Raw genomic sequence first — 13,722 nt, forward strand, 5'->3', positions numbered from 1 at the left:
ATGGAATATGACGCTTCGCCTCTTTTTCCATAGTGATGACCTCAAGGCCAATGTGGAAGTCCTGGATTGCACGCCCCACGAGAATGAGTTTGCAGTCGTTTTGCGCGCCACGCTGTTCCACCCTCAAGGTGGCGGACAGCCCTGTGATACCGGCTGGATCGGTGAAAGCCAGGTGCTGCGCGTGGTGCAGGACCCGGACCGGATCATCCATTTTGTCGACCACCCGGTAAAACTCGGCATGACCCAGATCCGGGTCGATGAGCAACGCCGCCGATTCAATACCCGCATGCATTCGGCCGGTCACCTGATCGGGCACTTCGTGCAAGCCATGGGCTGGATGCCGATCAAGGCCCACCACTGGCCGGATGAAGGTCGCGTGCAGTTCAAGCCGGGGGACGCGGCGCAGGAGGTCGACGCCGACACTCTCCAGCACGGCATCGAACAGTGGATCGCCAACGACCTGCCGCGTCTCACGTCCTTGCGCGAAGGCGCCCGGGAAATCGGTTTCGGTGAGCTGCCGGCCTACGGCTGTGGCGGTACCCATGTACGCAGCCTGAAGGATCTGGGCACGGTCACGATCGCCTCCCTTTCGCAGAAGAAGGGAACGCTGTCAGTCCATTACTCAGTGGATTGAGCATTTGGGGCGATGTCGGATTGTCATCGCCCGACGCCGGGGGAGCCCGTACTCACGGGCTTGGTTGACTAACCGTTAGATGGACCTGAACCATGATGCTTGACGTCGAGCGTCTCGATGAGACGTGCATAAAAAAACTGGCCAACGAAGAAGTCCTCGCCATCCGCGTCAAAGGCTTTGTGCCTCAACCGCTGGCGATCGAGATAGGCGACAAGATTCTCGCCCCCGGTTTCGAGGGCTACATCAACGCACCCAGTATCGGCCGCATCGGCATGGCGTTTTATGAAGCGGAAAACCAGCCACTGCTGATCGAAGACTACTTCGAACGTGCTACCAGCAACATTGCCGAACTGCGCAGCCGTTGTGCACCCTACTCCTCCCCCGTCGACACCCTGCGCTGCATGCTGGATGAGTCCTGGCCGGCGGGCGCACACCTGGAAAATCTCTACGGTCGCAAGATGTATGTCGGATTGTCCCGGGTAGTGAAACCCGGCGTGTGTTTCCTGGCCCATCACGACATTTTAGCCAAGGACGCCCCCGACAGCTTTCAGGCCAGAAGCCTGGAGGCGCAGTTCGCCTGCAACGTCTATCTGAACATGCCCAGCGAAGGCGGCGCGTTGCAGATGTGGGACCACGACATCACCCCGGATCAATTCGATGAAATGCGCGGCGACAGCTATGGCATCGACCCGGCATTACTCGGCCCACCCACCCTGGAAGTTCGCCCTGATCCAGGTGATTTCATCATGTTCAACTCGCGCTGCATGCACTCGGTAACGCCGGGCGTAGCAGACCCACGCTTGAGTCTTTCATTTTTTGTCGGCTATCGCGGCAATGCTTCCCCCCTGACCTTCTGGAGTTAAGATGCCTTCGAATTACCTGGGCGAGTTTCTGGCGCTGGCGACCATTCACTTTCTGGCCGTGGTCGCTCCCGGTCCCGATTTCGCCGTGACCATCCGTCAGAGTGTCCGTTTTGGCCGACTGGTCGGCATTTGCACCGCGCTGGGCATCGGTGCGGGTATTTCCGTGCACGTGCTCTATACCTTGCTAGGCGTTGGTGCGCTGATGCACACCACGCCATGGCTGCTGACCGTGGCCAAGGTGGTAGGCGGCGCCTACATCTTGTACCTCGGTGTCAGTTTGCTGCGCAGTAAACCCAAGACGGTCCTGGAGGGAGACAAAGTGGCAGATGAGCCGGTGGTCGAGCAGACGCTGATGAAGGCGTTCACTACCGGTTTCCTGACCAATGCCACCAATCCGAAAGCGACGCTCTTTTTCCTGGCGATCTTCACCACCATCGTCAGTGCAACGACACCACTGCAGATTCAGGCAATGTACGGAATGTGGATGTGTTTCGTGAACGCGCTGTGGTTCGTCATCGTCGCGCTGTTCTTTTCCAGCGCCAAGGTGCGCTTGCTGTTCATGCGCATGGGACACTGGTTTGAACGCACCATGGGCGTGATTCTGATTCTGTTCGCCGGGCGGCTGATTCTGTCGATGTAAGCTGCCAAACATACAAAAGGCCCGCTCAGTCTGACTGAGCGGGCCTTTTTACAGGGTGAAGCCAAATAACGCGCAAACAAAAACGCCGCTCAATGAGCGGCGTTTTTGTTGAATATGGAGCGGGAAACGAGACTCGAACTCGCGACCCCGACCTTGGCAAGGTCGTGCTCTACCAACTGAGCTATTCCCGCAAATGGCGTCCCCTAGGGGACTCGAACCCCTGTTACCGCCGTGAAAGGGCGGTGTCCTAGGCCACTAGACGAAGGGGACACGCTAACTGAAACACATGGTGTGTATTTCAGTGCCCAAATACGCATCCGAAGATGGCGTTTCTGGTTTCACTCAGTGCTGCCCGAAAGCAACACTGTTTAAAATTGGAGCGGGAAACGAGACTCGAACTCGCGACCCCGACCTTGGCAAGGTCGTGCTCTACCAACTGAGCTATTCCCGCAATGGCGTCCCCTAGGGGACTCGAACCCCTGTTACCGCCGTGAAAGGGCGGTGTCCTAGGCCACTAGACGAAGGGGACACACGTACAACATTCACTCCCTACCGCGTTTCGCTGTGTGCTTTACGCTGTAAGTGGCGCGCATTCTATGGATGGATTGAGGGGTCGTCAACCCCCTGAGATAAATTTATTTAAATCAATGACTTCGCCCTGCTTTAAGGCCCGATTCCAGCTTTTCCGTCGACCGGGGTTTGACGCCTATATTCTGGCACTCGCCAAGGCGCTATAGTCCACCTCAGGTTATAGATGATGGCAATCTGCACATCGACCGCTATTACTTATATAAGCAGCCAGGCGGCCGATACAGGCAGAGCGACAACCGATTCAACTCGTCGAGCGGCTCTATGCGCCCCCAGGCCAAGCCACTACACTCGCACGCGAACCCTATAAAGAGGTCTTACCGGTGACACCACTCATGATCACCCTGCTAGTCGTAGCCGGGATCGCACTTTTGATCGCCATTGGCTACATGAACCATGTGGTGGAAAACAACAAGCTGGAAAAGGCCCGTACCAAGGTTGAACTCAACGACCGCCTGCGTCGCTGTGGCGAAATCACCGAGACCTTTCCCGGCCAGTTGATGACACCGGCGCTCAAACTGCTGCTGACCCGACTGGAACTGAACGTCTGCCAGCGTTTGCTGAACCTGGACAAAACCAGTGCCAACCTCAAGGCGCGGATTGCCGAGCTCAACACACTGGTTGCCCAGGGCGAATCGATCCCGGTGAATAATCCACCGTCGCCGATTCAGACCGAAGCCAAAGCCAAGGACGTACGCTTCCTGCTCGAAGCCCTGCACGGCCAGATTACCCGCGCCGCCCAGGACGGTTTCCTGCCGACCAACGAAGCCAAACGCTGGATCCGCGAAGTTCGCCACATCCTGGTACTGCTGCACATCGAGTTCTTCAACAACCTCGGCCAGCATTCCCTGCAACAAAACCAACCTGGCCAGGCCCGCCTGGCCTTCGAACGCGGCGTGCAATACCTGCGCAAACAGCAGGAACCGCAGATCTACGCCGAACAGCTCGAATACCTGGAAAAACTCCTGGCCCGCGCCAATGCACAAGTCATGGACAAAACCGCACCGGCTGAAGGTGAGGTGAACCAGTTGACCGAAGGCTTGAAAGACGTCGAGGCCGAGGCAGACTGGAAGAAGAAAGTGATCTACGACTGATCTGATCAGTTAGATGAAGCCACCGGGAGGTGGCTTTTTTTTGCCTTGGTTTTTTGGAATTTGGGTGTTGCCGGGAGGCGCTGGGCGGCTGGCAGGAGGCCTTCGCAGGCAAGCCAGCTCCCACAGTTGGACTGGGTGCATCAGGAGGAGATTGGTCGGCTGTCAGGCCGCCTTCGCAGGCAAGCCAGCTCCCACAGTTGGACTGGGTGCATCAGGGGGAGATTGGTCGGCTGTCAGGCCGTCTTCGCAGGCAAGCCAGCTCCCACAGTTGGACTGGGTGCATCAGGGGGAGATTGGTCGACTGTCAGGCCGGCTTCGCAGGCAAGCCAGCTCCCACAGTTGGACTGGGAGCATCAGGGGGAGATTGGTCGACTGTCAGGCCGCCTTCGCAGGCAAGCCAGCTCCCACAGTTGGACTGGGTGCATCAGGAGGAGATTGGTCGGCTGTCAGGCCGCCTTCGCAGGCAAGCCAGCTCCCACAGTTGGACTGGGTGCATCAGGGGGAGATTGGTCGGCTGGCAGGAGGCCTTCGCAGGCAAGCCAGCTCCCACAGTTGGACTGGGTGCATCAGGAGGAGATTGGTCGGCTGTCAGGCCGCCTTCGCAGGCAAGCCAGCTCCCACAGTTGGACTGGGAGCATCAGGGGGAGATTGGTCGACTGTCAGGCCGCCTTCGCAGGCAAGCCAGCTCCCACAGTTTGGACCGGGTGCATCTGGGGGAGATTGGTTGGCTATCAGGCCGCCTTCGCAGGCAAGCCAGCTCCCACAGTTTGGAGTGGTGTACATCAGGGATGTGATTGGTTGGCTGGTAGGCCGCCATCGCGAGCAAGCTCGCTCCCACAGAAAAAGCAAAAGCAAAAGCAAAAGCAGAAGCAGAAGCAGATCCGCATACCCCCCCGCTCTTCACCACTCAACAGGCCGAGCGTTAGCTCGCCTGCAGCTCTTGATCTACCCGCCCCTTCGGGAGGCCGAGCGGAGGTGTTCATCTGGGGGTGGGCGCGTAGCGCCGTGCGGCGAAGCCGCACACATCGAGAGGAGGTCGTCGCGAAGCAGACCGTAGGCGATGCCCCCAGATGAATACCGGAGCGAGGGAACGCCGAGCCCTAGCGAGGCGCCGTACGCTCGGGGCGAGACTTTTTGGTTCCTTTTGTGGCGCTTGACAAAAGGGACTCGCCGTAAGGGCGAAACCATAATCCGCCATGACCGCAGCAACGGATATACACCCAAACCCCAGGAGCATGGTCGGCCCAAAGGCCGCCAAGGACACACCAAAGATCAAAGGCGAAAGTGCCCAACCATGCCCTTCAACTCAACCCCCAACTGCGCCAGCTCAATACTCGAAGCCGCATTCCCACGCATCGCCAACGAAGACTGATCCGCACTGGCACGAATACTGGTGACACTGCGATTAATCTCCTCAGCCACCGAACTCTGCTCCTCAGCCGCCGCCGCAATCTGCTGATTCATCTGCTGAATCAACGACACCGCCGCCGCAATACTACCCAAGGCACTCTCAGTCTGAAGCGCATCACTGACCGCCAGCTTCACCAACTCCCCACTGCTCTGAATCTGCTGCACCGACGATTGCGCCGCCGAACGCAAGGCACTCACCAACCGTTCAATTTCTTCAGTCGATTGCTGAGTGCGCTTGGCCAGCGCCCGCACCTCATCAGCCACCACTGCAAAGCCCCTGCCCTGCTCACCCGCCCGCGCCGCCTCGATGGCCGCATTAAGCGCCAACAGATTGGTCTGCTCGGCCACACTTTTGATCACGCCAAGTACCGTGCCGATGTTCTGAATCTCGGCACTCAGGCTTTCAATACTGGAACTGGCCGAGGTGGCAGAGTCCGCCAGTTGCTCGATCCGAGCCATGCTCTGACGCACCACCTGCTGACCGTTTTCGACCTTGTCATCCGCCGTCTGCGCGGCCTGGGCGGCCTCTTCCGCGTTTCGCGCCACGTCATGCACAGTCGCAGTCATCTGGTTCATGGCCGTCGCAACCTGCTCGGTTTCTTCCTTCTGGCTGCTGACTTCCAGATTGGTCTGCTCGGTAACCGCCGACAACGATTGCGCGGAACTGGCCAACTGCTCGATCCCTGCCTGCAAACCACTGACAATACTGCTCAGACCGGCGCCCATTTGTTGCATGGCCTGCATCAACTGGCCGATCTCATCGCGACGGGTCACTTCCACCGTCGCACTCAAATCCCCCGCGGCAATCTGCTGTGCCACGCGGATCACACTGCGCAACGGTGCCACAATCAATCGGGTAATCACCCACGCAGCGATCAGCCCCGCCAGCAATGCCAGCGCCGACGAGCCAATGATCAGCAACGAGTTCTTTTTCAGCTCAGTCTGCATCGCCCCGTCTTCAGCAACATAGGCTTGGTCAACCCGCTCGACCACCTGGCCGGCGCGCTGATGCAATTGCTCATAAACGGTCTTTTCCTGTTCCAGCAGACCGGTGTACTCGGTCAGTTTGTCGCTGAAACTGGCGATATGACCGGCAACTTCATTGAGAACGGTTTGATAGCCCTCATCCTTGACCGTGGTTTTCAATTGCCCGACCTGGGTCAGCGCTTGATCAGCCTGCTCGATCTTGCCCTTGCCGCCGCTGTCATCGCCCTTGCGGCTCTGGTCCAGACGAACTCGCGCTTCGTTCATGGCTTGTAACATCAGCCTTGAAACCTGGCTGACCTGATTGGCCTGCTCAATGAACTGGGCACCGTCCTTGCCTTCGGAATCCTTCAAGGCATAGGCGCCATCATCTGCCAGCCCTGCCTGCAACACATCGAGGTTATTGGCGACGCTGGACACCGACCAGCTGGCCATTTCCAGGGCCAGGTCCTTGGCTTGGGTCAGTGACACGAACTCATCAAACGCCTTGCGATAGGCCTGCAGCGACTGCTCGACATCGTTCATCACCGGCACGTTGACCACCGACTGCGCCTTCAACTGGTCAGCCAGGGCAATCAGCGCATCCACTCCCTGATGCAGGGCATCAGCGGTCTTGGGGTTGCCGTGCAAGGCGTACTCCTGTTCAAGCAGGCGCACCTTGAGCAAACCGCTGTTGAGCGACGACATCTGCTTCAGACCGTCAAAGCGATGGCTGATGGTTTGCAGCGACCACACGCCAATCGCCGCCACCAGCGCCGTCAACAGCAGCACCAGTACAAACCCGACACCCAGTTTTTTCGCCATACCGAGGTTGGCAAAACGTCCTTGCACGGCCGAAATCATTGCGCGTAGCCCCCTGCCATAATCTGTTACCGGAGATTCGCAACGGCCTTACCTCAGCACAAGTCTCTGGCATCGGAATAATGGCAAAAAGCTACGTCAGCGTCGCTTTCAGGACGCTGGAGGTCGATCCGAAGCGGTGGCCTGGAAAAATCCGCGAGCACGCGGGTCGCACGCATAAGCCACATTGATTCGCAGCCAGTTACCGGCCTCGCCACCGGGGCTGAAGGCCGTGGCAGAAGACAACAAGATGCCGAAGCGGCGTGCCTGGATTTGCACCTGAGCGTAGTCGCACACCCGCGACCTTGCCCAGATGAACAGTCCTCCCGCCGGCTTGCCAAAAACCTGCCAGCCGGCGTCTTCCAGTATTTGCAAGGCAGCAGCCCTGTCGGTGTTCAGGCGCTGACGCTGACGCTGGACCAGTTTGCGATAGGCGCCGCTGGCCAACAGGCTGGCCAGCACCGACTCGCAAAACCGTGAAGCGCCCATGCTGCTGATCATCTTGACCTCGGCGAGCCTTGAAACAACCTCGGCGCCGGCCACTACAAAACCCACCCGCAACGAGCTGCTGAGGGTCTTGGAGAAACTGCCTACATAGATTACTCGCGCGTCGTCCAGCGCCGCGAGGCGTGTGCCGGGAGGATTGTGCAAGTCAGCGTACACATCGTCCTCGATCACCAACATGCGATGGGCGTTGCTCAACTGCAGGACCCGCTGTGCCACTGCGAGTGTCAGGCTGCTGCCGGTCGGATTTTGGTGAAAGCTGTTGATGAATAATGCGCGTGGGCTGTTCTCGACCAACAACCGTTCCAAAACCTCTGTATCAGGTCCGTGTGGTGTGCGCGGCACCTCAAGCATGCGAATCCCGTGTAATCGGAGCAAATCGAACAGGTGGGCAAATCCGGGACTCTCCACCACGACGCAATCACCGGATTTGAGCAAGGTGCGTACGATCAGATCGAGCCCCTGAGTGGCACCGGCCGTGGTCAGGATCCGGCTTTCATCCACCGAGATACTCAACAGCTTGAGACGTTTGAGAATTTGTTGTCGCAACGTGGGTAAGCCCAGTGGCGTGCTGTAATTGAACAACCCGGCCATATCGGTGCGCGTCACCTGGCGGATTGCGTAGCTAAGGTCGTCCGTCTCGCGCCAGCTCTCGGGCAGACCGCCACAACCGAGCCTCAACTGAGTCGGCGGCACATCGGAGCAGTCCGCCACCGCAGCACCTTCCAGCCAGGGAAGATCCGATGCCCCCTTCAGCTCGGGTGCCGACGTGGCAACAAAGAACCCCGAACCATGGCGCGAGGCCAGAATGCCTTGGGCGACCAGCCGCTCACAGGCTTCGACGACACTGGACTGACTCAGCAGATTATTGCGGGCGATATGCCGTACAGAGGGCAAGCGAGTCGCTGGGGGCAGGCCGTTCTGGCGGATCCATCCAGCGAGTTCATCGACGATTTGCTGTACGACTGGCACCATCGCCTGTCGATCGATTCTCAACTCCATGAGCTAGCAAACTCCTGTCCGTTTTGCTGAAAACAGTTAATCACAGGAGTACGTCGGAAGCCGTGCGACAAAGCCGCCAAAGATGGCAAATCTAACCATTTGAAACACAATATCCGGCGCTACTGACGGAACCGCCGGCACCTTGAAAAAAACCGCACCAATGCGTTTTTTCCTACACCGTCTTTCAAAAAGCGGTAACACCGCCATCGACCGCCAGCGAATGGCCCGTGGTAAATGCCGCCCCGTCACTGCACAGATAAAGCACCGCGCTGGCGATTTCCTCGACCTTGCCGATGCGCCCTACCGGGTGCATGGCGTTGGCGAATTCGGCTTTTTTCGGGTCCGCTTCGTAGGCCCGACGGAACATGTCGGTGTCAATCACCGCAGGGCATACCGCATTCACGCGGATTTTTTTCTTGGCGTACTCGATGGCTGCCGATTTGGTCAGGCCGATCACCGCATGCTTGGAGGCCGCGTAAATACTCATTTTCGGTGCCGCACCCAGGCCTGCCACTGACGCCGTATTGACGATGGCGCCGCCGCCCTGAGCCAGCAACAGCGGCAACTGGTACTTCATGCACAGCCAGACGCCCTTGACGTTGACGCCCATGATCGCGTCGAACTCATCGAGCGTGCCGTCGGCCAACTTTCCTTTTTCGATCTCGATGCCGGCGTTGTTGAAGGCATAGTCGAGACGACCGTAGGTGTTTACGACTTCATCCATCAGATTTTTTACATCGCTTTCCACGGTGACATTACAGCGCACGAAGGACGCTTCACCTCCAGCTGTACGAATCAACGCCACGGTGCCCTCGCCGCCAGCAGTGTCCAGATCCGCCACCACCACTTTCAGCCCTTCAGCGGCGAACGCGAGGGCAGTCGCCCGGCCAATACCATTGGCCGCGCCGGTGACTACGGCTACCTGACCGGAAAACGTCATGCTCATTGCTGTGTCCTCGAAGAGAGATTGCGCGGATCGCATGATTACAGTCTAGGCACAGAGGCCTGCGGGACGGCAGCACTATCAAAAGCCCGGTTAAGCGTTCATGAGTGGCAGTGATAGAACCCGTGGGCCAACTATCACCACACTGGATCGACTTGCATTCGCCAGGTCAGCCAACCTTGCGGCATCGCAGATGAAGGTCTATCAACAAGGCTTCATTCATCTTGAGTGTTTGTCATGACTACCCAGACCAATCGCCAATTCTTGCTCGCCAAACGTCCGGTGGGCGCGGCGACCCGAGAAACGTTCACCTATCAGCAGGTTCCGGTCGGCGAGCCAGCGGCGGGGCAGATCCTGGTCAAGAACGAATATCTATCTCTGGACCCGGCCATGCGTGGCTGGATGAACGAAGGTAAATCCTACATCCCGCCGGTGGCGATCGGTGAAGTCATGCGCGCCTTGGGCGTAGGCAAAGTCATCGCCTCGAACAACCCGGGATTTACGGTCGGCGACTACGTCAACGGTGCGCTGGGTGTGCAGGATTATTTTCTCGGCGAACCCCGGGGTTTCTACAAGGTTGATCCGAAACTGGCACCGCTGCCACGTTACCTGTCGGCGCTTGGCATGACCGGCATGACGGCTTATTTCGCCCTGCTGGATGTCGGCGCGCCGAAGGCCGGCGATACCGTGGTGCTGTCGGGCGCGGCCGGTGCGGTAGGCAGCATTGCCGGGCAGATTGCCAAGATCAAAGGGTGCCGAGTGATCGGGATTGCCGGTGGTGCGCACAAGTGCAAATTTCTGATCGATGAGCTGGGTTTTGACGGCGTCATCGACTACAAGAACGAAGACCTGCTCGCCGGTCTCAAGCGTGAATGCCCGAAAGGTGTAGACGTGTATTTCGACAACGTCGGCGGCGACATTCTTGACGCCGTGCTCAGCCGCCTGGCAATGAAGGCACGGGTGGTGATTTGCGGCGCAATCAGCCAGTACAACAACAAGGAAGCGGTCAAAGGCCCGGCCAATTACTTGTCGCTGCTGGTCAATCGTGCGCGCATGGAAGGCTTTGTGGTGATGGACTACGCGACGCAGTTCGCCGCCGCCGGGCAGGAGATGGCGGGCTGGATGGCCAAGGGGCAGCTCAAGAGCAAGGAAGACATCGTCGACGGACTGGAGACATTTCCAGAGACGCTGATGAAGTTGTTCAGCGGGGAAAACTTCGGGAAGTTGGTGTTGAAGGTTTAACCCAAAACCAATGTGGGAGCGAGCCTGCTCGCCCCCACATTTTGATCTTCAGTGTTTGATCAGGCGATTTCGGCAACCACAGCCGCCAATGCCTTCGCCGGATCCGCCGCCTGGCTGATCGGGCGGCCGATCACCAGATAGTCGGAACCGGCAGCCAGCGCCTGGCGCGGAGTCAGGATGCGGCGTTGATCGTCCTGGGCGCTGCCCGCTGGACGAATCCCCGGCGTCACCAGTTGCAACGACGGATGTGCCGACTTCAGCGCCTGGGCTTCCAGGGCCGAGCAGACCAGACCGTCCATCCCGGCTTTTTCAGCCAGAGCGGCCAGGCGCAGCACCTGTTCCTGCGGCTCGATGTCCAGGCCGATACCCGCCAGGTCCTCACGCTCCATGCTGGTCAGCACGGTCACGCCAATCAGCAGCGGCTTGGGGCCGGTGAGCTGGTCGAGCACTTCACGACAGGCCGCCATCATGCGCAGGCCGCCGGAGCAGTGTACGTTGACCATCCACACGCCCATTTGCGCGGCGGCCTTGACCGCCATCGCGGTGGTGTTCGGGATGTCGTGGAACTTGAGGTCCAGGAACACTTCGAAACCCTTGTCGCGCAGGGTGCCGACAATTTCCGACGCGCAACTGGTGAACAGTTCCTTGCCGACTTTGACCCGGCACAGTTTCGGATCCAGTTGATCGGCCAGTTTCAGTGCGGCGTCACGGGTGGGGAAATCCAGGGCGACGATGATAGGAGTCTGGCAGACGGACATGTGCGGGCTCTCAGGCAGGACGAAATCGGCGCGCATTGTAGCGGAACCAGCGGCGCTGCGGGACCCGATGATCGGTAAATCATCGACGCTGTTGTATCCAGACTAGACTCTGAAGTAATTGTGTCAAAACAGATACACACAGGACACGCCTGCAACATGTGCCCTGACTACCTTCGGTAGCCGAAACACCTCCCTACAGCACTTCCCGCCTTCGGGCAGGACGCCTATGCTGAAGCCACAACCTCGCAGCCCATCTTTGTGGTTGGCAGCCTCTCTGGCAGATGAATTCACGCATGCAGAACATTCAAGCACCTGTGAACGATGATCAAAAAGCACTCGGCGACGACAAGCGCTGGAGCATCCGTGCGCTGATCGTCGACGATGACGTCCCGATTCGCGAACTGATGATGGATTACCTGGCCCGCTTCAATATCAACGCCAGCGGTGTCACCGACGGCGCGGCCATGCGCCAGGCACTGCAAGCGGAGCATTTCGACGTGGTCGTGCTTGATCTGATGCTGCCCGGCGAAGATGGCCTGTCCCTGTGCCGCTGGCTTCGCGCAGAGTCGGATATCCCGATCCTGATGCTCACCGCACGCTGCGAACCTACCGACCGGATCATCGGCCTGGAACTGGGTGCAGATGACTACATGGCCAAGCCCTTCGAACCTCGGGAGCTGGTCGCGCGTATTCAGACAATTCTGCGCCGGGTGCGGGACGATCGTACTGAACAGCGTGCGAATATTCGCTTCGACAACTGGCGCCTGAACAGTGTGCTACGCCAATTGATCGCTGCCGACGGCCTGGTAGTGCCGCTGTCGAACGCTGAATTCCGCCTGCTCTGGGTCTTCATCGAACGCCCGCGTCGAGTGCTCAGCCGCGAACAATTGCTGGATGCTGCCCGTGGCCGCTCGATCGAAGCCTTTGATCGCAGTATCGACCTGCTGGTCTCGCGCCTGCGGCAGAAACTCGGCGATGACCCCAAGGCCCCGCAGTTGATCAAGACCGTTCGCGGTGAAGGTTATCTGTTCGACGCACGAGACATCGGCTAATGCGGGTGCGCTTCGATACGCTGTTCGGACGCCTGTTTGGCGTGCTGTTGGTGGCGATTATCCTGGCGCACCTGTTGGCGTTTCTCTGGTTTCACCATTACGGCCCACCGCCGCCGCCGCCCTTCCCGCCTGAATTTGCCCATCCGCTGGACGGACAACGTCTGCCAATGGATCCGCGTTTTCAGCCGCGACCACCGCGCCCCTGGTTCGGCGGCCCCCTGGTACCGCTGACCACTCAGTTCATCTCGCTGATCATTGCGGCCTGGTACGGTGCCAAACTGCTCAGCCGACCCATCCAGCGCCTGAGTGATGCTGCCGAGCGCCTGAGCGAAAACCTCGACAGCCCGCCACTGGATGAATCCGGTCCACGCGAGGCACGACAAGCCGCCCATACATTCAACAAGATGCAGCAACGCATCCGAGAACAGGTGCAACAGCGCTCGCGGATGCTCGGGGCGGTGTCCCATGACCTGCGCACGCCGCTGTCACGGCTAAAGCTGCGGCTCGAACAGATCGACGACGAAAAGCTGCAAGGCCAGATGCGTCAGGATCTGGATGACATGATCCACATGCTCGACGCCACCCTCACCTACCTGCACGAACACCGCACCAGCGAAGCCCGGCAGTGGATGGACGTGCAGGCGCTGGTAGAGTCCCTGTGTGAAAACGCCCAGGATCAGGGCTCGGACGTGCAGGCCAGCGGCCATTGCGCGCCGCTGCAAGTGCAGCCGATGGCATTGCGTTCCTGCGTCAACAACCTGCTGGATAATGCCCTGCGCTACGCGGGGCAGGCGCTGATCGAACTGCAGGACAATCGCGAGCAACTGATCATCCGGGTGATCGACCATGGGCCGGGCATTGCGGCGGATAAACGCGAAGCGGTGTTCGAGCCGTTCTTTCGTCTGGAAGGCTCGCGTAACCGCAACTCCGGCGGGGTCGGCCTGGGCATGACCATCGCCCGCGAAGCGGCGGAGCGTCTGGGCGGGCAGTTGAGCCTGGAAGAAACACCCGGTGGTGGCCTCACCGCCGTGATCAACCTGCCGCGCACCTGATCGCACACAAATCCCACAGGATTCAGCCCCGTTTGATACGTGTGTGTACCCATCGGTACAAACCCCACAAACCCACGACAACTTGCCCCCTGAGGCTGCATGAGCCGGTGCCCCCG

11 protein-coding genes, 4 tRNA genes and 1 pseudogene are annotated in these 13,722 nt (G+C 59.2%); 7 read left to right on the top strand and 9 right to left on the bottom strand.

Annotation, left to right across the window (positions count from 1 at the left end):
* Positions 1-7 precede the first annotated feature (7 nt).
* From POF45_RS08045 to POF45_RS08055, 3 genes are all read left to right on the top strand, one after another.
* Complete coding sequence (locus POF45_RS08045) at positions 8-634, top strand: alanyl-tRNA editing protein (protein WP_259495667.1); 627 nt, start codon at positions 8-10, stop codon at positions 632-634.
* A gap of 92 nt (positions 635-726) precedes the next feature.
* Entirely contained in the window at positions 727-1,497 is a 771-nt protein-coding gene (locus POF45_RS08050; RefSeq protein WP_259495668.1) for a 2OG-Fe(II) oxygenase, read from the top strand.
* A gap of 1 nt (position 1,498) precedes the next feature.
* Positions 1,499-2,137 carry a LysE family translocator gene (locus POF45_RS08055; RefSeq protein ID WP_259495670.1) on the top strand — a complete coding sequence of 213 codons (639 nt, stop codon included), beginning with the start codon at positions 1,499-1,501 and terminating at the stop codon, positions 2,135-2,137.
* A gap of 115 nt (positions 2,138-2,252) precedes the next feature.
* Here POF45_RS08055 and POF45_RS08060 read toward each other — a convergent pair.
* The 4 genes from POF45_RS08060 to POF45_RS08075 form a co-directional block, all read right to left on the bottom strand.
* A tRNA-Gly gene (locus POF45_RS08060) sits at positions 2,253-2,328 on the bottom strand.
* 3 nt (positions 2,329-2,331) lie between these two features.
* A tRNA-Glu gene (locus POF45_RS08065) sits at positions 2,332-2,407 on the bottom strand.
* Between the two features lie 105 nt (positions 2,408-2,512).
* A tRNA-Gly gene (locus POF45_RS08070) sits at positions 2,513-2,588 on the bottom strand.
* Positions 2,589-2,590: 2 nt separating this feature from the next.
* Positions 2,591-2,666 (bottom strand) — tRNA-Glu (locus POF45_RS08075).
* 394 nt (positions 2,667-3,060) lie between these two features.
* Between POF45_RS08075 and POF45_RS08080 the strand changes: the two genes are divergently transcribed.
* Positions 3,061-3,819 carry a hypothetical protein gene (locus POF45_RS08080; protein WP_259495671.1) on the top strand — a complete coding sequence of 253 codons (759 nt, stop codon included), beginning with the start codon at positions 3,061-3,063 and terminating at the stop codon, positions 3,817-3,819.
* Positions 3,820-5,091: 1,272 nt separating this feature from the next.
* Here the strand turns inward: POF45_RS08080 and POF45_RS29815 are convergent.
* The 4 genes and pseudogenes from POF45_RS29815 to POF45_RS08095 all read right to left on the bottom strand — a co-directional run bounded on the left by POF45_RS29815 (position 5,092) and on the right by POF45_RS08095 (position 9,505).
* On the bottom strand, positions 5,092-5,973 hold the full coding sequence (locus POF45_RS29815) for a methyl-accepting chemotaxis protein (RefSeq protein WP_409077967.1): 882 nt from the start codon (positions 5,971-5,973) through the stop codon (positions 5,092-5,094).
* Positions 5,953-7,056: pseudogene (locus tag POF45_RS29820) on the bottom strand (HAMP domain-containing protein); the annotation flags it as partial. The pseudogene POF45_RS29820 and the gene POF45_RS29815, both read right to left, overlap by 21 nt.
* Positions 7,057-7,164: 108 nt before the next feature.
* Positions 7,165-8,559, bottom strand: a complete 1,395-nt coding sequence (locus tag POF45_RS08090) for an aminotransferase-like domain-containing protein (protein WP_282315495.1) — start codon at positions 8,557-8,559, stop codon at positions 7,165-7,167.
* A 184-nt stretch (positions 8,560-8,743) separates the two neighbouring features.
* Complete coding sequence (locus POF45_RS08095) at positions 8,744-9,505, bottom strand: SDR family oxidoreductase (protein WP_259495676.1); 762 nt, start codon at positions 9,503-9,505, stop codon at positions 8,744-8,746.
* A gap of 234 nt (positions 9,506-9,739) precedes the next feature.
* Here POF45_RS08095 and POF45_RS08100 point away from each other — a divergent pair, with 234 nt between their 5' ends.
* On the top strand, positions 9,740-10,744 hold the full coding sequence (locus POF45_RS08100) for an NADP-dependent oxidoreductase (protein WP_282315496.1): 1,005 nt from the start codon (positions 9,740-9,742) through the stop codon (positions 10,742-10,744).
* A gap of 59 nt (positions 10,745-10,803) precedes the next feature.
* Here the strand turns inward: POF45_RS08100 and pyrF are convergent, their stop codons facing one another.
* A complete protein-coding gene (pyrF, locus tag POF45_RS08105; protein ID WP_259495678.1) occupies positions 10,804-11,502 on the bottom strand; it encodes an orotidine-5'-phosphate decarboxylase in 699 nt (232 codons plus the stop codon).
* 293 nt (positions 11,503-11,795) lie between these two features.
* Here pyrF and POF45_RS08110 point away from each other — a divergent pair, with 293 nt between their 5' ends.
* Both POF45_RS08110 and POF45_RS08115 read left to right on the top strand, forming a co-directional pair.
* Entirely contained in the window at positions 11,796-12,554 is a 759-nt protein-coding gene (locus tag POF45_RS08110; protein WP_259495680.1) for a response regulator, read from the top strand.
* Positions 12,554-13,606, top strand: coding sequence for a sensor histidine kinase (locus POF45_RS08115; RefSeq protein ID WP_259495681.1), 1,053 nt, complete (start codon positions 12,554-12,556; stop codon positions 13,604-13,606). Before POF45_RS08110 ends, POF45_RS08115 begins: the two co-directional genes overlap by 1 nt.
* The last annotated feature ends 116 nt before the right edge of the window (positions 13,607-13,722 follow it).

Origin of the sequence: Pseudomonas fungipugnans (assembly GCF_029955235.1) — a bacterium.
Taxonomy (GTDB): Bacteria; Pseudomonadota; Gammaproteobacteria; order Pseudomonadales; family Pseudomonadaceae; genus Aquipseudomonas; species Aquipseudomonas fungipugnans.